Origin of the sequence: Candidatus Planktophila sp. (assembly GCF_036734405.1) — a bacterium.
GTDB lineage: Bacteria > Actinomycetota > Actinomycetes > Nanopelagicales > Nanopelagicaceae > Planktophila.
This window is the reverse complement of record NZ_DAIMYR010000004.1, coordinates 1-17,911: the sequence shown is the minus strand read 5'-3', so window position 1 is coordinate 17,911 and position 17,911 is coordinate 1. Positions and strand designations below refer to the sequence as shown.

The 17,911-nt window shown below is 47.1% G+C and carries 29 protein-coding genes; all 29 read right to left on the bottom strand.

Annotated features, from left to right (window positions below; genetic code table 11):
- Positions 1–54: 54 nt before the first annotated feature.
- Positions 55–1,221, bottom strand: a complete 1,167-nt coding sequence (locus tag AC9UC2_RS05575; protein ID WP_509526226.1) for an MFS transporter — start codon at positions 1,219–1,221, stop codon at positions 55–57.
- A complete protein-coding gene (locus AC9UC2_RS05570; protein WP_509526224.1) occupies positions 1,222–2,721 on the bottom strand; it encodes a tripartite tricarboxylate transporter permease in 1,500 nt (499 codons plus the stop codon).
- The gene (locus AC9UC2_RS05565) at positions 2,721–3,236 is read right to left on the bottom strand and encodes a tripartite tricarboxylate transporter TctB family protein (RefSeq protein ID WP_509526221.1); all 516 of its coding nucleotides are present in this window, start codon (positions 3,234–3,236) and stop codon (positions 2,721–2,723) included. The genes AC9UC2_RS05570 and AC9UC2_RS05565 overlap by 1 nt, the downstream gene beginning before the upstream one ends.
- The gene (locus tag AC9UC2_RS05560; RefSeq protein ID WP_509526219.1) at positions 3,226–4,305 is read right to left on the bottom strand and encodes a Bug family tripartite tricarboxylate transporter substrate binding protein; all 1,080 of its coding nucleotides are present in this window, start codon (positions 4,303–4,305) and stop codon (positions 3,226–3,228) included. Before AC9UC2_RS05560 ends, AC9UC2_RS05565 begins: the two co-directional genes overlap by 11 nt.
- 168 nt (positions 4,306–4,473) lie before the next feature.
- Positions 4,474–5,283: a type I methionyl aminopeptidase gene (map, locus tag AC9UC2_RS05555; protein ID WP_509526217.1), complete on the bottom strand. Its 810-nt coding sequence runs from the start codon at positions 5,281–5,283 to the stop codon at positions 4,474–4,476.
- Between the two features lie 10 nt (positions 5,284–5,293).
- Positions 5,294–5,866 carry an adenylate kinase gene (locus tag AC9UC2_RS05550; protein WP_509526214.1) on the bottom strand — a complete coding sequence of 191 codons (573 nt, stop codon included), beginning with the start codon at positions 5,864–5,866 and terminating at the stop codon, positions 5,294–5,296.
- Positions 5,866–7,161 carry a preprotein translocase subunit SecY gene (gene secY / locus AC9UC2_RS05545; protein WP_509526211.1) on the bottom strand — a complete coding sequence of 432 codons (1,296 nt, stop codon included), beginning with the start codon at positions 7,159–7,161 and terminating at the stop codon, positions 5,866–5,868. Before secY ends, AC9UC2_RS05550 begins: the two co-directional genes overlap by 1 nt.
- A 42-nt stretch (positions 7,162–7,203) precedes the next feature.
- Positions 7,204–7,644, bottom strand: coding sequence for a 50S ribosomal protein L15 (rplO, locus tag AC9UC2_RS05540; protein WP_445821877.1), 441 nt, complete (start codon positions 7,642–7,644; stop codon positions 7,204–7,206).
- Positions 7,645–7,646: 2 nt separating this feature from the next.
- Positions 7,647–7,829 (bottom strand): 50S ribosomal protein L30, encoded by a 183-nt coding sequence (rpmD, locus tag AC9UC2_RS05535; RefSeq protein ID WP_445821876.1) that lies wholly within the window; start codon positions 7,827–7,829, stop codon positions 7,647–7,649.
- On the bottom strand, positions 7,829–8,446 hold the full coding sequence (rpsE, locus tag AC9UC2_RS05530; protein ID WP_509526207.1) for a 30S ribosomal protein S5: 618 nt from the start codon (positions 8,444–8,446) through the stop codon (positions 7,829–7,831). Before rpsE ends, rpmD begins: the two co-directional genes overlap by 1 nt.
- Positions 8,446–8,823: a 50S ribosomal protein L18 gene (gene rplR, locus AC9UC2_RS05525; protein ID WP_509526205.1), complete on the bottom strand. Its 378-nt coding sequence runs from the start codon at positions 8,821–8,823 to the stop codon at positions 8,446–8,448. The genes rpsE and rplR overlap by 1 nt, the downstream gene beginning before the upstream one ends.
- On the bottom strand, positions 8,823–9,362 hold the full coding sequence (rplF, locus tag AC9UC2_RS05520) for a 50S ribosomal protein L6 (RefSeq protein ID WP_506626683.1): 540 nt from the start codon (positions 9,360–9,362) through the stop codon (positions 8,823–8,825). The genes rplR and rplF overlap by 1 nt, the downstream gene beginning before the upstream one ends.
- A 7-nt stretch (positions 9,363–9,369) precedes the next feature.
- Complete coding sequence (gene rpsH / locus AC9UC2_RS05515) at positions 9,370–9,774, bottom strand: 30S ribosomal protein S8 (protein ID WP_445821872.1); 405 nt, start codon at positions 9,772–9,774, stop codon at positions 9,370–9,372.
- 96 nt (positions 9,775–9,870) lie between these two features.
- A complete protein-coding gene (locus tag AC9UC2_RS05510) occupies positions 9,871–10,056 on the bottom strand; it encodes a type Z 30S ribosomal protein S14 (RefSeq protein WP_095526894.1) in 186 nt (61 codons plus the stop codon).
- A 3-nt stretch (positions 10,057–10,059) separates the two neighbouring features.
- Entirely contained in the window at positions 10,060–10,617 is a 558-nt protein-coding gene (gene rplE / locus AC9UC2_RS05505; RefSeq protein ID WP_509526202.1) for a 50S ribosomal protein L5, read from the bottom strand.
- The gene (gene rplX / locus AC9UC2_RS05500; protein ID WP_509526199.1) at positions 10,617–10,928 is read right to left on the bottom strand and encodes a 50S ribosomal protein L24; all 312 of its coding nucleotides are present in this window, start codon (positions 10,926–10,928) and stop codon (positions 10,617–10,619) included. Before rplX ends, rplE begins: the two co-directional genes overlap by 1 nt.
- A 2-nt stretch (positions 10,929–10,930) precedes the next feature.
- Positions 10,931–11,299, bottom strand: a complete 369-nt coding sequence (gene rplN / locus AC9UC2_RS05495; RefSeq protein WP_445821869.1) for a 50S ribosomal protein L14 — start codon at positions 11,297–11,299, stop codon at positions 10,931–10,933.
- Positions 11,300–11,317: 18 nt separating this feature from the next.
- Positions 11,318–11,587 (bottom strand): 30S ribosomal protein S17, encoded by a 270-nt coding sequence (gene rpsQ, locus AC9UC2_RS05490; RefSeq protein ID WP_509526196.1) that lies wholly within the window; start codon positions 11,585–11,587, stop codon positions 11,318–11,320.
- Entirely contained in the window at positions 11,587–11,802 is a 216-nt protein-coding gene (gene rpmC / locus AC9UC2_RS05485; RefSeq protein ID WP_509526194.1) for a 50S ribosomal protein L29, read from the bottom strand. Before rpmC ends, rpsQ begins: the two co-directional genes overlap by 1 nt.
- Positions 11,803–12,216, bottom strand: coding sequence for a 50S ribosomal protein L16 (gene rplP / locus AC9UC2_RS05480; RefSeq protein ID WP_509526191.1), 414 nt, complete (start codon positions 12,214–12,216; stop codon positions 11,803–11,805).
- Positions 12,216–12,989 carry a 30S ribosomal protein S3 gene (rpsC, locus tag AC9UC2_RS05475; RefSeq protein ID WP_509526189.1) on the bottom strand — a complete coding sequence of 258 codons (774 nt, stop codon included), beginning with the start codon at positions 12,987–12,989 and terminating at the stop codon, positions 12,216–12,218. The genes rplP and rpsC overlap by 1 nt, the downstream gene beginning before the upstream one ends.
- Entirely contained in the window at positions 12,989–13,393 is a 405-nt protein-coding gene (rplV, locus tag AC9UC2_RS05470; protein WP_509526187.1) for a 50S ribosomal protein L22, read from the bottom strand. The genes rpsC and rplV overlap by 1 nt, the downstream gene beginning before the upstream one ends.
- Positions 13,386–13,670, bottom strand: coding sequence for a 30S ribosomal protein S19 (rpsS, locus tag AC9UC2_RS05465; protein ID WP_509526185.1), 285 nt, complete (start codon positions 13,668–13,670; stop codon positions 13,386–13,388). Before rpsS ends, rplV begins: the two co-directional genes overlap by 8 nt.
- Before the next feature lie 12 nt (positions 13,671–13,682).
- Positions 13,683–14,516: a 50S ribosomal protein L2 gene (rplB, locus tag AC9UC2_RS05460; RefSeq protein ID WP_509526183.1), complete on the bottom strand. Its 834-nt coding sequence runs from the start codon at positions 14,514–14,516 to the stop codon at positions 13,683–13,685.
- A 33-nt stretch (positions 14,517–14,549) separates the two neighbouring features.
- Positions 14,550–14,843 (bottom strand): 50S ribosomal protein L23, encoded by a 294-nt coding sequence (rplW, locus tag AC9UC2_RS05455; RefSeq protein ID WP_445821861.1) that lies wholly within the window; start codon positions 14,841–14,843, stop codon positions 14,550–14,552.
- The gene (gene rplD, locus AC9UC2_RS05450; protein WP_509526180.1) at positions 14,840–15,538 is read right to left on the bottom strand and encodes a 50S ribosomal protein L4; all 699 of its coding nucleotides are present in this window, start codon (positions 15,536–15,538) and stop codon (positions 14,840–14,842) included. Before rplD ends, rplW begins: the two co-directional genes overlap by 4 nt.
- A gap of 2 nt (positions 15,539–15,540) precedes the next feature.
- Positions 15,541–16,236 (bottom strand): 50S ribosomal protein L3, encoded by a 696-nt coding sequence (rplC, locus tag AC9UC2_RS05445; RefSeq protein WP_509526177.1) that lies wholly within the window; start codon positions 16,234–16,236, stop codon positions 15,541–15,543.
- 16 nt (positions 16,237–16,252) lie between these two features.
- A complete protein-coding gene (gene rpsJ / locus AC9UC2_RS05440; RefSeq protein WP_017955300.1) occupies positions 16,253–16,561 on the bottom strand; it encodes a 30S ribosomal protein S10 in 309 nt (102 codons plus the stop codon).
- Between the two features lie 109 nt (positions 16,562–16,670).
- Positions 16,671–17,864, bottom strand: a complete 1,194-nt coding sequence (gene tuf / locus AC9UC2_RS05435) for an elongation factor Tu (RefSeq protein ID WP_509526172.1) — start codon at positions 17,862–17,864, stop codon at positions 16,671–16,673.
- Positions 17,865–17,911 lie beyond the last annotated feature (47 nt).

Sequence of the window (17,911 nt, the reverse complement as noted above, 5' to 3'; positions counted from 1 at the left end):
TCAAATAAGGGAAATCCGCCCAATGAACTACATCTTTGTAATTCAGGCCACAGATCAGTTGCGTTTTACGCTGAAAATCGAGCTGGCTAGCAAGACCGCCAAGCCGATAAAAACCGCCCCTGCCCCTGATGCTGCGGCCAAGGCTCCAGCAGTTGCCGGCACCATAAATTGGCCAAATCTATTGCCCATCAAACGGGCAGATACTGCAAGTGCGCGTTCGCTGCTTTCAGTCTTTTGTGAAACCAAAGACATGGTTAGTGGTTGTCCAACCCCAAGTGAAAAACCTGCAATGAAGACAATTGCACCCAATGAATATGGCGTGTGCGCGAATGCCATTGCGCCACAACACACAGTTGAAATGATCGTGCTCCACCACAGTAATTGGAATGTTGAAAAGCGCTGGCTCAGTCGGCCCAAGAAAAACCTAGACATCATCGTTGTGCCAGCTCGAATAGCAAGGATTGCTCCAATTGCATACGGAGAGAAGTTGTTCTCTGTGCCAAACAACGGCAAGAAAACGACAAGAACATCAGCCACTGATGAAATCGCTAATGAAATGTATATCGCAGCCATAATTCCAGGGCGCTTGACTAATTTCGCTGCAGCCCTAAAAGTACCTTCTGTATTCTCTTTGGCTTCAACAGTCGGTCTTTCATTGCGCCACCTGATCACTGGAACCAGAGCAATGATCGTTAAAACAACACCAAGTAAGAAAGCATTAGATGTTGATTTAGGAAGCGTTCCATTGGAACCCGCAACAACCGCTGCGATAATCGGTCCCAGCATGTGTCCTACAGATGCGCTGAAGGTATAGAAACCAAAATATCTGTCATAACTTGCACGTGGTGCACGCAAAGCAACCATCGACTGCCCGCCCACCATGCATGCTAAGTGCGCCAGTCCTGCAGCAGCGGTTGCAATTCCAAGAGTTACTAGACTATTTGCAAAAATCAGTGCCACAGATGTGGCCATCATTGCCAAAGTTCCATAGATGACAAATTTGGCTTCTCCGAGTTTTCCAACCCACGATCCAAACTGCAGGGCTAACAAAACTGGAAACAGCGCATATAAAGCTGCGATCAAACCGACTTGCGCTGCATTGGCATCTAGTTCAATAGCGCGATAAGTAATCATCGGGCGTAGAACGTAGATTGTTGCCTGAGTAAGCGTTGATGAAACTAAGAGTGGCTTAGCCCAGGGAAGTAACTTATCTGCAGCCATTTAATTCTTTATTGCAAAAGTCTTTTTGAAGTTCCAGACAAGCGGTCCAATAATCACCAAAATCAAGATTCCGTAAATCACTTTAGGGAAAGTTCCATCAATCAAGATGCCCCAATCTCCCTGGCTAATCTGCAAAGAACGCTTGAAATACAGCTCTGAAAGTGGCCCCAGAATTGCACCAATAATCAATGGGGTAATTGGAACGCCGAAACGACGGAAGAGGAACCCAATAACACCAACTGCCAGAGCAACCTGCAAATCAAAGGTTGAGTTGTTCAGTGCATATGCACCCAAAAGCGCAAAGGTAGTAATGCCAGCATATAAATAATGTGAAGGAATCTTAAGAAGCATCACCCAAAAACGAATCAATGGAAGATTAAGAACCAATAACAGGAAATTTCCGACAAAAAGTGAGGCAATCAAGCTCCACACAATTTCGGGATTTGTCTGGAAAAGCATTGGACCTGGTTGAATATTGAAAGATTGAAATGCAACTAAGACAACTGCAGCTGTTGCAGATGTCGGTAAGCCAAGTGCAAGCATTGGAACCAGAACACCCGCCGCATTTGCATTATTAGCCGCTTCTGGGCCAGCAACTCCTTCGATCGCACCTTTACCAAACTCATCTTTATTTTTTGAAAGTGCTTTTTCAACACCGTAGGACAAAAATGTTGGAACTTCAGATCCACCTGCAGGAATTACTCCTAAAGGAAAACCAATCGCTGTTCCTCGTAACCATGGTCTCCATGAACGTCTGAAATCTTCGCGGGTCATCCACGCTTTGCCGTTGACCTGCAAAACTGATGCCTTAACCATTGTGTGGCGGCTGGCCAAGTACAAAGTTTCTCCAAGTGCAAAAATTGCAACAATGACAGTCACTGTTTCGATTCCATCGATCGCTTCTAGCTTTCCAAAAGTGAGACGCAATGCACCTGACTGAAGATCTGCACCGATCAGGCCGATAACCAGACCTGTTGAAAGCGCAACTAATCCGCGAATACGTGAAGTACCAAGCAGAGTTCCGACAGTTGCAAAAGCTAAAATAATTAAAGCTAAGTAGCCAGCAGGTTGAATGGTTAGGGCAAATTCAGCTAATACTGGTGCGCCGAAAGCGAGCAAAATTGTTGCGATAGTACCTGCAACGAATGAGCCAATAGCTGCAGTTGCAAGTGCTGCTCCAGCACGCCCAGCCTTTGCCATTTTATTGCCTTCAAGGGCGGTGATTACCGAACCGCTCTCACCCGGCGTATTGAGCAAGATGGATGTAGTCGAACCACCATACATAGCGCCATAGAAAATTGCGGCAAACATGATTAATGCTGAGGTTGGATTAACAGTTAAAGTGATTGGAAGCAATAAACCAATTGCTAAAGCTGGGCCGATTCCAGGGAGCACTCCAACGAGTGTTCCTAAGAAAGTTCCCAAGAGGCCAAACATTAAGTTTGTTGGCGTAAAGACTGTCTGGAATCCGTCTAGTAATAGAGCAAAATTATTACCCATTATTTTAGGATCCCTTCAAAAATGCCCGAAGGTAAATTTATATTTAAACCTTTGCTAAATGAAAAATAAACAATTACGGCAAAAACCGTGCTTATAGCTAAATCTTTGAGGGTTCTGCGAGATCCAAATGCATAGGCAACTCCCCAAAAACAAACTGTTGCGGCGATTACATACCCTGCGGTCTCAAGCAAAATAACATGCATGCCAATAGCTGTTACAGCAATTGCCATGGTCTTCCAATTAAGTGGTCTGTATGGATCTCCCGGTTCATCCCCTTCGGGTACACCGTGTTTTCCACGCAATACATCCACAATCAATCCAAAACCAACTAAGGATGCAAATGCTGCAACCATGTATGGAAAAGTTTGCGGACTAACGATCGAGTTATCTTGAGGGATGTCCATGCCTGCGGTGTCCCACGCAACAAAAATTCCAAGCAAGAAGAAGGAGCTGGCAAATGCCAGCTCCCCCTTTCCTTGCTTAGAGAGCTTGTTGAGAATCAAATTAGATTCCAAGACCCTTCATTACCTTGTTAATTTCTGGGATGTGCTTCTCGAGGAAAGTCTTGAACTTAGCCCCAGCTTCGAACTCGTTATCCCAGTTGTTCTTCTTCAGTTGTTCTTTCCATGAAGGCGAGATGTGCATAATGTCAATCACCTTGATGAAGTTGAGGTAATCAGCCTTTGGAAGATCAGCTGGTGCCATGATTCCGCGCCAGTTTCCGTATACAAGGTTGTAACCCTGACGAACAAAGGTCTGACCCTTAAAGCCCGCAAGTGGCTTTGCAGATGAGACTCCAAGAACGCGAACTTTTCCTGATGCAACGAAAGCGTTGAATTCAGATGAACCTGAGATACCAACCTGAGTTGATCCGCTGAGGATAGATGTAAGAACTTCTGGACCACCAGAGAACACAACGTAATTTAACTTCGTTGGATCTATGCCTGCAGTTTGTGCAAGCAGACCGATTACTTGGTGATCGATTCCACCCTTGCTACCACCAGCGATTGCAACACCGTTTGGCTTTGCAACAAGATCATCCATAAGTTGCTTGAGCGTGCGGTACTTTGAATTAGCTGGAACAACAATTGCATTGTATTCACGAAGAACCTTTGCAATTGGTGTTGAAGTTAGAAGATCAAGAGGTGACTTGTTTGAATAAAGTCCACCAGTCATTGCAATTCCAGTTACAAGAGCGGCTTCTGGCTTGCCCTTGATCTCTTGGAATGCGCCAAGACCAACAGCGCCACCTGCACCAGGCTTGAATGTTGAGGTGTATTCACCAAGCAAACCTTCAGCCTTAAGAGTGTCGCTGATCGCGTTACTTGTTAATGAATATCCACCTGGATTTGCTGGAACAGTCCAGTCAATATTTTTCAGAGGCTTGACATCTTTGTACCACCACTTTGTTTGGCCTTTATATGAGCCTGTTGGTACAACCATGCATGTTAAATCTGAGCCATCTACTCCGCGACCCTTTGCAACTTTATTTGACTTTGCTGATGCTGCGGTGCAGTCATCACCAATTATTGCCTTGGCTGCTGGCTTGATAGCAGCTTGCGCTGGAAGTGTTGAGCTTGCCATGACAGCAACTGCAGTTGCCGCAATAGCTAAGCGGATAAAAGAGTTTTTCTCATCGATGAGTTCTCCATACTTAGTGCCCCTCGAGGGTGAGGGATGACCAGAAAATACAGGCTGGAAGGGTGAGATGTAAGGGTTTTTAGTATCAAAAAGGTAACGAAATCGCTGTTTTTACAGAAGATCTGAAATAGCAACACCGAGGCGAGCAAGCTCAGCCTTGCCACCATCAAAGGCGGTTAATACAAATGGTTTGCCATCAGGCAGGATTGCATAAGTATGTTCAAAGTGTGACCCACGTGACTTATCAGTCGAGACAACTGTCCAATCATCCCCGAGAACCTTGGTGCGCGCTGATCCACGAGTGATCATTGGTTCAATTGCTAAAACAAAGCCAGGAATTATCTCTGGACCGTTGCCTGCTTTACCAAAGTTAAGTACATGGGGCTCTTGATGCATCTCTGTACCAATTCCATGGCCGCCGTACTCCTGCAAAATTCCATACTTACCTTGCGAATTTGTGTACTGCTCAATTGCAAATCCAATATCAGAAAGTCTTGCACCATTCATTCCAGCTGCGATTCCACGCCACATTGATTCTTCGCATACATCCATTAACTTTTGATCTTCTGGATCAACAGCACCGATGCCAATTGAAAAAGCTGCATCGCCATGCCAACCTTCGATGATCGCCCCGCAATCAATTGAAACTACATCGCCATCATTGATGACTCGATCACCAGGAATTCCGTGAACGATTTCATCATTTATTGAAACGCAGATTGTTGCTGGAAAGCCGTGATAGCCCTTGAAGTTTGAGGTTGCACCGTTTCGCTTGATAACCGCTTCCGCAATCGTATCTAGCGCACTGGTTGTCATTCCAGGCTTAATCGCTTCACGAATTGCTTTGTGAATCTCTGCGACCACTAAACCCGCACGACGCATGGTCTTTAGTTGATCAAAGGTTTTTACCTGGATAGCCATAAGTGAAAACTTACTGCGCGAGGCGGCTTAGAGCTGAAATTGCACTAGCCGTAATGTCTTCAATTTTTCCGACAGCAGTGATTGAAATGAGCAAACCCTCATTGCGGTAGAAAGAAATAATTGGTGCAGTCTGCTCTGCATAAACTTCGAGGCGGCGCTTAATGACATCTTCCTGGTCATCGACTCGCTTTTCGATCTCTGCACGTTGTAGCAACCGTGCGATGATCTCGGCATCTGGTGCTGAAAACTCTAAAACCGCATGAAGTGGAGTCTTCTTTTCGGCAAGGATTGCGCGCAATACCTCTGCCTGGGCAACGTTGCGTGGAAAACCATCCAGAATAAAACCATTTGCGGCATCATCATGGGTTAAGCGATCCTTAACCATTTCATTAGTTACAGAATCTGGAACCAGTTCTCCGCGATCCATAAATGTTTGGGCTTGCTTTCCTAGTTCAGTTCCAGCTTTTAAGTTAGCGCGAAAAATATCGCCAGTTGAAATATGTGGAATTGAAAAGTGCGAGGCCAGGAATTGAGCTTGTGTTCCCTTGCCAGCACCTGGTGGACCTACCAGGACTAAACGCATTACTTAAGGAATCCCTCGTATGAACGCTGCTGTAGTTGAGATTCAATCTGCTTTGCAGTATCCAAACCAACACCAACCACGATCAAGATTGCAGTTCCACCAAATGGGAAGTTTTGCGTTGCTCCAAAGAGAACAAGTGCGCCAATTGGAATGATTGCAACTAATGCAAGGTACAAAGATCCTGGGGCTGTGATGCGTGAAAGCACATACTGTAAGTACTCAGATGTTGGTCTTCCGGCACGAATACCTGGAACGAATCCACCGTACTTCTTCATGTTATCTGCAACCTCATCTGGGTTGAAGGTAATCGCAACGTAGAAGTATGTGAAGAAAACAATCAGTGATGCGTAAGTAAGGACGTAAATAATGTTGTCGCCGTTAACAAAGTTACGGCTAATCCAAACCGCCCAGCCAGCTGTACTTCCTGTGAAGTTCACGATGAGTGAAGGAATGTAAAGCAATGATGATGCGAAAATTACTGGAATAACACCAGCCTGGTTTACCTTGATTGGAATGTATGTGCTGGTTCCACCGTATGCCTGGCGTCCAACCATGCGCTTTGCATACTGAACCGGAATACGACGTTGAGCCTGCTCAACAAAGACAACTGCGGCAACAATTAGAACACCGACAGCCAAGATGAAGAAGAATGCAAAGAGACCCTTCTGCAATCTAATTGACCATAGTTGGCTTGGGAAACTTGCTGCGATAGATGTAAAGATCAAGATTGACATACCGTTTCCAACACCACGATCTGTGATGAGCTCACCAAGCCACATAACAACTGATGTACCAGCAGTCATTACAACGATCATTGTGATGATGCGCTGCCATGAAGTGTCAGGGATGATTGCAAGGTCGCAACCTGCGATCAAACGTCCTGGTGTACGAGCAACTGCGATCAAACCTGTTGACTGCAAGATTGCCAAACCAATTGTTAAGTAACGTGTGTACTGAGTTAGCTTTGCAGTTCCTGATTGTCCCTCTTTCTTAAGAGTTTCAAAGCGAGGAATTACGACAGTTAACAACTGCACAATGATCGATGCGGTGATGTAAGGCATGATTCCTAGAGCAAAAACAGAGAGCTGAATAAGCGCTCCACCACTGAATAGGTTAATCAAACCAAACAAACCACCGGTCTCAGCTGACGCCAAGCACTCCTTCACATTTGTGTATGAAACACCAGGTGTCGGAACAAGTGAACCAAAACGGAACAAGGCCATGATTGAGAGAGTGAAGAAGATCTTATTTCGTAGATCTGGTGTCTTAAAAGCGGTAGCAAATGCGGTAAGCATTTATCTTCTCCTCTGTCTCTTTCGTTTTAAAAAGTTCGCTTATTAGAGAACGTTTGTTGTGCCGCCAGCTGCAGTGATCTTGTCTACAGCAGATGATGAGAAAGCGTGTGCAGTAACACTCACCTTGACATCAATTTCGCCGTTTCCAAGCACCTTTACAGGCAAGCTATCGCGTACAGCACCCTTTGCAATCAGATCTGCAACAGTTACATCGCCACCCTTAGGGAATAGCGCATTAATTGTTGAGACATTAACTGCCTGGTACTCAATACGTGCTGGGTTCTTAAATCCACGAAGCTTTGGCAAGCGCATTACGAGAGGTAGCTGACCACCTTCGAAACCTGCACGAACTGTGTTACGAGCACGTGTTCCCTTACCACCGCGACCCGCGGTCTTACCCTTTGATGCTTCACCGCGACCCTTACGAGTTTTAGCTTTCTTAGCACCTGGAGCTGGACGAAGATGATGAAGTTTTAGTGTCATCTTTATTCGACCTCCTCAACCTTGATCAGGTGGCGAACGGCGTAAACCATGCCACGAATTTCTGGACGATCTTCTTTAACAACAACATCGTTAATGCGCTTGAGGCCCAATGAACGAAGAGTGTCGCGCTGCTCAGGCTTGTTTCCAACCTTCGAGCGAATCTGAGTTACTTTCAAACGTGGCATTAGGCACCTACCGTGATCTGTGAAGCGCGGATAATTGCTGCAGGTGCAACATCTTCCAATGGACGACCACGTCGCGCAGCAATTTGTGCTGGGCTTTCAAGCATCTTCAATGCAGCAACGGTTGCGTGAACCATGTTGATTGCATTGTTAGATCCAAGTGACTTAGTCAAAACATCTGTGATGCCTGCACACTCAAGAACTGCACGCACTGGACCACCGGCGATAACTCCGGTACCTGGGCTAGCTGGACGTAGAAGAACTACACCTGCTGCAGTTTCACCTTGTACTGGGTGAGGAACTGTTCCTTGAACACGTGGAACTGTGAAGAATGACTTCTTCGCTTCTTCCACTGCCTTAGCAATCGCTGCTGGAACTTCCTTAGACTTTCCGTAACCAATACCGACCTGACCGTTACCGTCTCCGACAACTACAAGTGCGGTGAATGAGAAACGACGTCCACCCTTTACAACCTTAGATACGCGGTTGATAAATACAACGCGCTCCATGAATGGATTCTTTTCTTTCTCACGATCATCACGACGCTCGCGACGCTCTGGGCGTCCCTTGCCTCGCTCGTTGCCTGCTGCTGCTGGCGCGGTAGTTGGATTAGTAGACATTAGAACTCCAATCCGTTCTCTCGTGCACTGTCAGCTACTGCTGCAATACGACCGTGGTACTTATTTCCTGCGCGATCAAACACGACAGTTGTAACTCCAACAGCCTTGGCGCGTGATGCAATCAATGCACCAACAGCCTTTGACTTTGCAGTCTTGTCGCCCTTATCGGCACGAAGATCAGTTTCCATTGTGGATGCATAGGCAAGTGTCTTGCCTTGTGCGTCATCAATAACCTGTACGAACAAGTGACGAGATGAGCGAGAAACAACTAAACGTGGACGAGATGCTGTTCCAGCGACCTTCTTGCGGACGCGGAATGCACGACGGGCACGGGCGTTTGTTGCCGAACCTTTGCGGACTTTTACACCAATAGCCATTACTTCTTACCTGTCTTTCCTTGCTTACGGCGAACAACTTCACCTGAGAGACGCAAGCCCTTGCCCTTGTAAGGATCAGCCTTGCGAAGCTTCTTTACCTTTGCAGCTACTTCGCCAACCAACTGCTTATCAATTCCAGAGATATGGAACTTTGTTGGTGACTCAACCTTGAAGGTGATTCCTTCAGGTGCTGGGAATTGGATGTTGTGGCTGTAACCAAGTTGGAACTCGAGGTCCTTACCCTTTTCAGCAACACGGTAACCAACACCGACGATTTCAATAGTTAGTGTGTAACCGTTAGTTACGCCCTCGACCATGTTCGCAACAAGTGTGCGAGATAGACCGTGAAGTGAACGTGTTACACGCTCTTCATTAGGACGTGCAACGGTGATAACACCAGCTTCTTGAGAAACTTGAATTGGCTCAGCAACGTTTAGTGAAAGTGTTCCCTTAGGACCCTTCACTGCAACATGCTGTCCAGCGATTGTGATTTCAACGCCGCTTGGAACGGCGATAGGCATACGACCAATACGTGACATTAGATGATCACCATACGTAGGCGAGAACTTCTCCGCCTACGCCCTGCTTATTGGCTTGCTTATCAGTAAGCAATCCAGATGATGTTGAAATAATTGCAACGCCTAGTCCACCAAGTACCTTAGGTAGTGATGTTGACTTTGCGTAAACGCGAAGTCCTGGCTTGCTTACGCGACGCAAACCAGCGATTGAACGCTCACGGTTTGCACCAAACTTAAGGTCAAGAACAAGGTTCTTACCTACTCCATTTTCTGCATCTTCAACACGGTATCCCGCGATGTATCCCTCTTGTTGAAGGATCGCAGCGATACGTACCTTGACCGATGATGACGGCATTGAAACCGAATCATGGTAGGCAGAGTTCGCGTTGCGCAGACGAGTCAACATGTCTGCGATCGGATCTGTCATTGTCATACGTGGCCTCGTGGCCTTTCTCGAACTGGTTTCTTTCTATAGACCTTGTTCGTTGTAGTTAGTTGGATAGGACCTAATTCTTTTATTAAGTTGGTGTTACCAAGATGCCTTGGTGATACCAGGTAGCTCACCACGGTGAGCCATTTCGCGGAAGCACACACGGCAGATACCAAACTTCTGATAAACAGAGTGTGGACGTCCGCAACGCTGGCAACGTGTATAGCCGCGAACCTTGAACTTAGGTTTGCGAGCTGCCTTTACCTTGAGCGATGTCTTTGCCATGGCTTATGCCTCCTTGAATGGAAAGCCGAGCGCCTTGAGTAGTGCGCGACCTTCATCATCATTCTTTGCTGTCGTTACGAAAGTAATATCCATACCGCGTGGACGATCAACCTTGTCCTGTTCGATTTCTGGGAATACAACCTGCTCGGTTAGACCGAATGTGTAGTTTCCACGTCCATCAAACTGCTTTGGTGAAAGACCACGGAAGTCGCGAATACGTGGAAGTGAGATTGAAAGCAAACGATCTGCAAACTCCCACATACGATCTCCGCGCAAAGTTACGTGTGCACCGATTGGTTGACCCTCACGAAGCTTGAACTGCGCAATTGACTTGCGAGCCTTAGTAACTTGTGGCTTCTGTCCAGTGATTGTTACTAGATCGCGGATTGCGCCTTCGATCAACTTTGAATCACGTGCAGCATCGCCAACACCCATGTTCACAATCACCTTGGTAAGTGTTGGAACCATCATTGGATTCTTAAATCCAAATTCAGCCTTTAGTGCAGGAGCAATAGTGCTCTTGTACTTAGCTTTTAGACGTACATCTACCTTGGTTGACATTAGATGTCCTTTCCGGTGCGACGTGAGATGCGAACATTCTTGCCTTCGTCATCTTTGCGAACACCAAGACGAGTTGCCTTGCCATCCCCATCAACAACCATGACATTTGAAATATGTAGTGATGCTTCAACAGTGATGATTCCGCCGACCTTTACGCCGCGTTCACCAGTTGACTCCTTTGTGTGACGCTTCTGGCGATTAACGCCTTCAACTGTTACACGGTTGCCATCAACTGAAATTACCTTTCCTGTTGTACCGCGATCTTTACCTGCGATAACAAGAACGGTGTCATCCTTCTTAATCTTTGCCATTATTAGAGCACCTCCGGAGCTAGCGAGATGATCTTCATAAAACGCTTATCGCGAAGTTCACGTGCAACTGGTCCGAAGATACGGGTTCCACGTGGCTCGCCATCAGCCTTCAAGATCACTGCTGCGTTTTCGTCAAACTTAATGTAAGAACCATCTGGACGACGACGTTCCTTAACTGTACGAACGATGACAGCCTTAACGACTTCACCCTTCTTAACTTGTCCGCCAGGAATTGCATCCTTAACAGAACAAACGATGATGTCTCCGATACCGGCATAGCGGCGCTTGGATCCACCGAGCACACGAATACAAAGAAGCTCTTTAGCTCCTGTGTTATCCGCGACGCGTAGGCGCGATTCTTGTTGAATCATTTGTTATCCACCGAACCCTTACTTTGCCTTCTCGAGAATCTCGACCAAACGCCAGCGCTTCGTTGCTGACAATGGACGAGTTTCCATGATGAGTACACGATCGCCCATGCCGGCAGTGTTCTGCTCGTCATGTGCTTTTAACTTGCTTGAGCGAGACATAACCTTTGAGTACATCCCGTGCTTTACACGATTTGAAACTTCAACGGTGATGGTCTTATCCATCTTGTCGCTTACAACAATTCCTTCACGGACCTTACGGTCGCTGCGATCTGCATTGTTAGTAGTCATTACGCAGCTCCTCCGATTCCTAGTTCGCGTTCGCGAATAATTGTGTAGACACGTGCGATCTCTTTGCGAACTTCGCTAAGACGACCGTGGCTTTCTAGCTGTCCTGTAGCTGCCTGGAAACGTAGGTTGAAAAGTTCTTCCTTCAACTCACGCACCTTGGTTGCTAGATCTTCAGCTGACAATTGGCGTAGTACTTCATTAGTTGTAATAGCCATTTATGCCTCCTCACGCTTTACTACACGACACTTCATTGGAAGCTTGTGCATCGCAAGACGCATAGCTTCCGTTGCGATTGCTTCTGATACACCAGAGATCTCGAACATAACGCGACCTGGCTTAACGTTTGCAATCCACCACTCTGGTGAACCCTTACCGGAACCCATACGAGTTTCAGCAGGCTTCTTCGTGATTGGACGATCTGGATAAATATTGATCCAAACCTTTCCACCACGCTTGATGTAACGAGTCATAGCGATACGAGCCGCTTCGATCTGACGGTTAGTTACATATGCAGGAGCTAAAGCTTGAATACCGTAATCACCAAATGCAACTTGTGATCCACCCTTTGTTGCGCCCTTACGGGATGGGTGGTGTTGCTTACGGTGCTTAACACGACGTGGAATCAACATTAGTTTGTTGCTCCTTCCGCAGTTGCAGTAGGTGTTCCTTGAGAAACAGTTACTTCTGCCTTTGGTGCACGAGGTGTGCGAGGTCCGCGGCGTTCTGGCTTTGGTGCACGAGCTTCAGCTAATGCTTTTTCAGCACGCTCTGTACGTGAACCAATAACTTCGCCCTTGTAGATCCAAACCTTTACACCCAAGCGACCGAAAGTTGTATGTGCTTCGTAGAAGCCATAATCAATATCAGCGCGAAGTGTGTGTAGAGGTACTCGACCTTCACGGTAGAACTCTGAGCGAGACATTTCTGCTCCACCAAGACGACCACCACACTGAACACGAATGCCCTGTGCGCCAGACTTCATTGCTGTTTGCATTGACTTCTTCATTGCGCGACGGAATGAAACACGTGCAGCAAGCTGCTCCGCGATTCCTTGTGCAACAAGTTGTGCATCGATCTCTGGGTTCTTAACCTCAAGAATGTTTAGCTGTACTTGCTTGCCAGTTAGCTTCTCTAGACGCTGACGAAGGATGTCTGCTTCTTGACCACGACGGCCAATAACAATTCCTGGACGTGCAGTATGTAGATCGATACGGACGCGATCACGTGTGCGCTCGATTTCAATTCGAGATACACCAGCGCGCTCCATACCCTTCTGCATCAAGCGACGGATTTCGACATCTTCCTTGACGTAATCCTTGTATAGCTTGTCTGCGTACCAACGTGACTTGAATTCAGTTGTAATGCCGAGACGGAAGCCGTGTGGGTTTACTTTTTGACCCATTACTTGGTCGCTCCCTTCTTATTCATAGTCTTGCTAACGGTTTTTACATCGCTAACTGCAACTGAGATGTGTGATGAACGCTTCAAGATACGGAAACCGCGACCCTGTGCACGTGGACGGAAACGCTTCATTGTGCGGCCCTCGTCTACTAGTGCTTCAACAACCCAGAGCTCTGAAGCATCACGGATTGCTGGGTTCTTAGCCTTCGCATTTGCAACTGCAGAGTTAAGAAGTGTGAACACATCTTGTCCTGCAGCTTGTGGTGCGAACTTCAAAATGTTGAGTGCTTCATCAGCACGTTGTCCACGAATAAGGTCGACGATACGACGAGCCTTCTGTGGTGTATGGCGAATGTCGCGCAGTACTGCGCGTGCAACCAATGCATTTTCTTGTGTGTTAGCCACGAGCTGCCTTTCGATCGTCGCCCTTTACGTGACCACGGAAGGTACGTGTTGGGGAGAATTCACCTAACTTATGACCGACCATTGCATCAGTTACGAAAACCGGAATGTGCTTACGGCCGTCGTGAACTGCAATGGTGTGTCCGATCATTGAAGGAATAATCATTGAGCGGCGTGACCAAGTCTTGATCACGTTCTTTGTGTTGGCATCGTTTTGTGCATCTACTTTCTTGAGTAGATGTCCATCAACGAATGGACCCTTCTTGAGACTTCTTGGCATAAGGGCTCCTACCTACCGCTTCTTATTCGACTTGCGACGACGGATGATCATTGAATCTGATGCTTTCTTCTTACGAGTGCGGCCTTCAGGCTTACCCCAAGGAGTCACTGGGTGACGTCCACCAGAAGTCTTACCTTCACCACCACCGTGTGGGTGATCTACTGGGTTCATAACAACACCACGAGTAGTTGGGCGAACACCTAACCAGCGCTTACGTCCAGCTTTTCCGTAGTTAATGTTTCCTTGTTCTGCGTTTCCAACTTCACCAACAGTTGCGCGGCAACGAACATCAACGTTACGAATTTCGCCAGATGGCATACGTAGTTGTGCGTACGGTCCATCCTTTGCAACCAGCTGTACTGATGCACCAGCTGAACGAGCAATCTTTGCTCCTCCACCTGGACGTAGTTCAATTGCGTGAACTGTTGTACCTACTGGAATGTTGCGAAGTGGAAGATTATTTCCTGGCTTGATATCGGCCTTTGGACCGTTTTCAATAGTTGCGCCTTGAACTAACTTGTCTGGTGCAATGATGTAACGCTTTTCTCCATCTGCGTAGTGCAGTAGAGCAATGCGAGCAGTGCGGTTTGGGTCGTACTCGATGTGAGCGACCTTCGCTGGAATGCCATCCTTGTCATTGCGAACAAAATCAATAAGACGGTATGCACGCTTGTGACCGCCACCTTGGTGACGAACAGTTACGCGACCTTGGTTGTTACGTCCACCCTTTGAGTGAATTGGACGAACAAGTGACTTTTCAGGAGTCGAGCGAGTGATTTCAGCGAAATCAGGAACGCTTGCGCCGCGTTGACCAGGGGTCGTTGGCTTTAATTTACGAAGTGCCATGATGATCCTTTTCTTTTCAAGGTCCAGTTCCTGTTAGGAAACCGGTCCTCCGAAAATGTCGATGCGGTCGCCAGCTGCAACTTGAACAATCGCGCGCTTGGTGTCTTTACGCTTTCCATCACCAAAACGAGTCTTCTTGTTCTTGCCCTGACGGTTCATTGTGTTAACGCTTACTACCTTTACGTTAAATACCTTTTCAACAGCGATCTTGATCTCTGTCTTGTTTGCATCTGGTGCAACGATGAAGGTGTACTTGTTCTCATCTAGCAACCCGTAGCTCTTTTCAGAAACTACTGGTGCAACTAGAACGTCGCGGTAATCTTTCATGCGCTGACCTCACTTTCGCGTGAGTTAATGGTGATTTCAGATTCACGTGCGGTCGAAGTCGCACCCTTGCCCTTTGAAGGAGCTTTTAGGAAATCTTTGATCGCAGTCTCTGAAAAAACAACGTCATCGCTCTTGAGGATGTCGTATGCATTCAACTGATCTGGAACAAGAAGGTGTAGATCATCAGCGTTACGAAGTGAACGCCACGCTAGATCTTCAGTACGTGACACGACAACAAGAAGATTCTTGCGATCGCTGAACTGACGAACTGCTGCAATTGCTGACTTTGTTGAAGCAGCTGTTGCGATTGAATCAAGCACGTGAATGCGATCGTGACGCTGGCGGTCTGAAAGAACTCCGCGTAGTGCAGCAGCGATCATCTTCTTTGGTGTGCGTTGGAAATATGTACGTGGGCGAACAGCATGTGCTGCACCTCCACCACGTTGTAACGGTGCACGGATAGAACCCTGACGAGCACGACCTGTGCCCTTCTGCTTGAAAGGCTTCTTTCCTGAACCAGATGTTTCACCACGGTTCTTTGCCTTTTGTGTTCCCTGGCGAGCAGCTGCAAGTTGTGCAGTTACTACCTGGTGAATCAAAGGAATGTTTGTCTGCGCATCAAAGATGTCTGAAGGAAGATCTACTGATCCAACCTTCTTACCTTCTGCGTTCTTTACCTCAACAGTAAGCGCCATGATTAGTTGCCAGCCTTTCCTGCTGTTTCATAGATCGCGTGCTTAGCTGCAGAGCGGATGAAAACAAGCTGTCCGTCTGGGCCAGGAACTGATCCCTTGATTAAAAGTAAGTTGCGGTCTGCATCAACAGAATGCACAACAAGGTTTTGAGTTGTAACGCGAACGCCACCCATAACACCTGACATGCGCATACCCTTGAAAACACGACCTGGTGTTGAACATGCACCAATTGAACCTGGCATACGGTGCTTACGATCTACACCGTGAGATGAACCAAGACCACCGAAACCGTGGCGCTTCATAACACCAGCAGTTCCCTTACCTGTGCTTGTTCCAGTTGCATCAACTAATTCGCCAGCTGCGAAAACTGTTGCACCAAGCTCTTGTCCAACTGTGTAGTTAGATGTATCGAGTGTGCGAAGTTCTGCTACTGAACGGCGTGGTGTAACACCAGCCTTTGCGAAGTGACCAGCAAGTGGCTTTGTAATTTTCTTTGGGTCGATTGCGCCGAAAGCGATCTGAACAGCTGAGTAACCATCTTTCTCAGGTGTACGAATCTGCGTAACTACACATGGACCTGCTTCAACAACGGTTACTGGAACCATCTTGTTGTTGGCATCAAAAACCTGAGTCATGCCCAGCTTCTTACCGAGAACGCCCTTGATGGACGAGCCCGCTGCTTGAGTTGTATAAGTCATTGTTGTCGTCCTTTCCTTAGAGCTTGATCTCGATGTCGACGCCTGCTGGCAAGTCGAGACGCATCAATGAATCAACAGTCTTAGGTGTTGGATCGATGATGTCGATTAGGCGCTTATGTGTGCGCATCTCGAAGTGTTCGCGGCTGTCCTTATATTTGTGAGGAGAGCGAATAACACAGTATGTGTTCTTCTCTGTTGGTAGCGGCACTGGACCCGCGACCGTTGCACCTGTGCGCTCAACAGTTTCAACGATTTTCTTCGCTGAACTATCAATCACCTCATGGTCATAGGCCTTGAGTCGAATGCGGATCTTTTGTCCCGCCATGTCGTTCTCCTTCTTATTTATTCTTCGTTTAAATTTAATTGTCAAACTTTTGTTTTTTGCCCGGCGGTTTTTAAGCCGCCGGGCTCAAACATTTAATTCTGTGGAGCTATTACTTCTTAATCTTTGTAACGCGACCAGCACCTACTGTGCGGCCACCTTCACGGATTGCGAAGCGAAGTCCTTCTTCCATTGCGATTGGCTGAATCAGTGTTACTGACATTTCAGTGTTATCGCCAGGCATAACCATTTCTGTACCTGAAGGAAGTGTTACAACACCAGTTACGTCAGTTGTACGGAAGTAGAACTGTGGACGGTAGTTGTTGAAGAATGGTGTGTGACGTCCGCCTTCATCCTTTGAAAGGATGTATGCAGATGCATCAAACTCTGTGTGAGGTGTGATTGAACCAGGCTTGCAAACAACCTGACCACGCTCAACATCTTCACGCTTTAGACCACGAAGTAGAAGTCCAACGTTCTCGCCAGCCTGACCTTCGTCAAGAAGCTTACGGAACATTTCAACACCTGTAACAGTTGTCTTCTGAGCATCTGTACGGATACCGACGATTTCAACTTCTTCGTTAACCTTTACGATTCCGCGCTCAATACGTCCAGTGATAACTGTTCCACGACCTGTGATTGTGAAAACATCTTCAACAGGCATTAGGAATGGCTTATCAACTTCACGCTCTGGCTGAGGAATAAATGCATCTACTGCATCCATTAGCTCCATCAACTTGTCAGCCCACTTCTGGTCACCCTCGAGTGCCTTTAGTGCTGAGATGCGAACGATTGGAGTGTCATCGCCTGGGAACTCGTACTTAGATAGAAGTTCACGAACTTCCATTTCAACAAGTTCAAGAATTTCTTCATCGTCAACCATGTCTGACTTGTTAAGAGCCACAACGATTGATGGAACGCCAACCTGACGAGCAAGTAGTACGTGCTCCTTAGTCTGTGGCATTGGACCGTCTGTAGCTGCAACAACGAGGATTGCTCCGTCCATCTGTGCAGCACCAGTGATCATGTTCTTGATGTAGTCAGCGTGACCTGGGCAGTCAACGTGTGCGTAGTGACGCTTCTCTGTCTGGTACTCAATGTGAGCGATAGAGATTGTGATACCGCGTTGACGCTCTTCAGGAGCCTTATCGATATCAGAGAACGCTGTAGCAGCATTCAGTGTTGGGTACTTGTCATGCAAAACTTTTGAGATCGCTGCAGTAAGTGTGGTCTTTCCATGGTCAATGTGACCGATGGTTCCAATGTTTACGTGCGGCTTGGTGCGCTCGAACTTGGCCTTTGCCATTTTGGTTCCTCTTTCGTTTACTAGTGCTTAGTTATTAGGGGTTGTGC

Bases quoted from the DNA above. Each gene is read 5' to 3' on its own strand.
- AC9UC2_RS05575 (WP_509526226.1), bottom strand. From the start codon at position 1,221: ATGGCTGCAGATAAGTTACTTCCCTGGGCTAAGCCACTCTTAGTTTCA.
- rpsC (WP_509526189.1), bottom strand. From the start codon at position 12,989: ATGGGTCAAAAAGTAAACCCACACGGCTTCCGTCTCGGCATTACAACT.
- rplP (WP_509526191.1), bottom strand. From the start codon at position 12,216: ATGTTGATTCCACGTCGTGTTAAGCACCGTAAGCAACACCACCCATCC.
- secY (WP_509526211.1), bottom strand. From the start codon at position 7,161: ATGCTTACCGCATTTGCTACCGCTTTTAAGACACCAGATCTACGAAAT.
- rplN (WP_445821869.1), bottom strand. From the start codon at position 11,299: ATGATTCAACAAGAATCGCGCCTACGCGTCGCGGATAACACAGGAGCT.
- rpsJ (WP_017955300.1), bottom strand. From the start codon at position 16,561: ATGGCGGGACAAAAGATCCGCATTCGACTCAAGGCCTATGACCATGAG.
- rpsE (WP_509526207.1), bottom strand. From the start codon at position 8,446: ATGTCTACTAATCCAACTACCGCGCCAGCAGCAGCAGGCAACGAGCGA.
- map (WP_509526217.1), bottom strand. From the start codon at position 5,283: ATGGCTATCCAGGTAAAAACCTTTGATCAACTAAAGACCATGCGTCGT.
- rpmC (WP_509526194.1), bottom strand. From the start codon at position 11,802: ATGGCTATTACAACTAATGAAGTACTACGCCAATTGTCAGCTGAAGAT.
- AC9UC2_RS05560 (WP_509526219.1), bottom strand. From the start codon at position 4,305: ATGGCAAGCTCAACACTTCCAGCGCAAGCTGCTATCAAGCCAGCAGCC.
- rpsS (WP_509526185.1), bottom strand. From the start codon at position 13,670: ATGCCAAGAAGTCTCAAGAAGGGTCCATTCGTTGATGGACATCTACTC.
- rplF (WP_506626683.1), bottom strand. From the start codon at position 9,362: ATGTCACGTATTGGTCGTATGCCTATCGCCGTTCCAAGCGGCGTTGAA.
- rplD (WP_509526180.1), bottom strand. From the start codon at position 15,538: ATGGCGCTTACTGTTGAGGTAAAGAACGCAGAAGGTAAGAAGGTTGGA.
- AC9UC2_RS05510 (WP_095526894.1), bottom strand. From the start codon at position 10,056: ATGGCAAAGACATCGCTCAAGGTAAAGGCAGCTCGCAAACCTAAGTTC.
- rplC (WP_509526177.1), bottom strand. From the start codon at position 16,236: ATGACTTATACAACTCAAGCAGCGGGCTCGTCCATCAAGGGCGTTCTC.
- rpmD (WP_445821876.1), bottom strand. From the start codon at position 7,829: ATGCCACGTTTGAAAGTAACTCAGATTCGCTCGAAGGTTGGAAACAAG.
- rplO (WP_445821877.1), bottom strand. From the start codon at position 7,644: ATGACACTAAAACTTCATCATCTTCGTCCAGCTCCAGGTGCTAAGAAA.
- rplX (WP_509526199.1), bottom strand. From the start codon at position 10,928: ATGGCAAAGATTAAGAAGGATGACACCGTTCTTGTTATCGCAGGTAAA.
- rplE (WP_509526202.1), bottom strand. From the start codon at position 10,617: ATGTCAACCAAGGTAGATGTACGTCTAAAAGCTAAGTACAAGAGCACT.
- rpsQ (WP_509526196.1), bottom strand. From the start codon at position 11,587: ATGACTACTAACAATGCAGATCGCAGCGACCGTAAGGTCCGTGAAGGA.
- AC9UC2_RS05570 (WP_509526224.1), bottom strand. From the start codon at position 2,721: ATGGGTAATAATTTTGCTCTATTACTAGACGGATTCCAGACAGTCTTT.
- tuf (WP_509526172.1), bottom strand. From the start codon at position 17,864: ATGGCAAAGGCCAAGTTCGAGCGCACCAAGCCGCACGTAAACATTGGA.
- rplW (WP_445821861.1), bottom strand. From the start codon at position 14,843: ATGAAAGATTACCGCGACGTTCTAGTTGCACCAGTAGTTTCTGAAAAG.
- rpsH (WP_445821872.1), bottom strand. From the start codon at position 9,774: ATGACAATGACAGATCCGATCGCAGACATGTTGACTCGTCTGCGCAAC.
- AC9UC2_RS05550 (WP_509526214.1), bottom strand. From the start codon at position 5,866: ATGCGTTTAGTCCTGGTAGGTCCACCAGGTGCTGGCAAGGGAACACAA.
- rplR (WP_509526205.1), bottom strand. From the start codon at position 8,823: ATGGCTATTGGTGTAAAAGTCCGCAAAGGTTCGGCAACAAACGCCCGT.
- rplB (WP_509526183.1), bottom strand. From the start codon at position 14,516: ATGGCACTTCGTAAATTAAAGCCAACGACCCCTGGTCAACGCGGCGCA.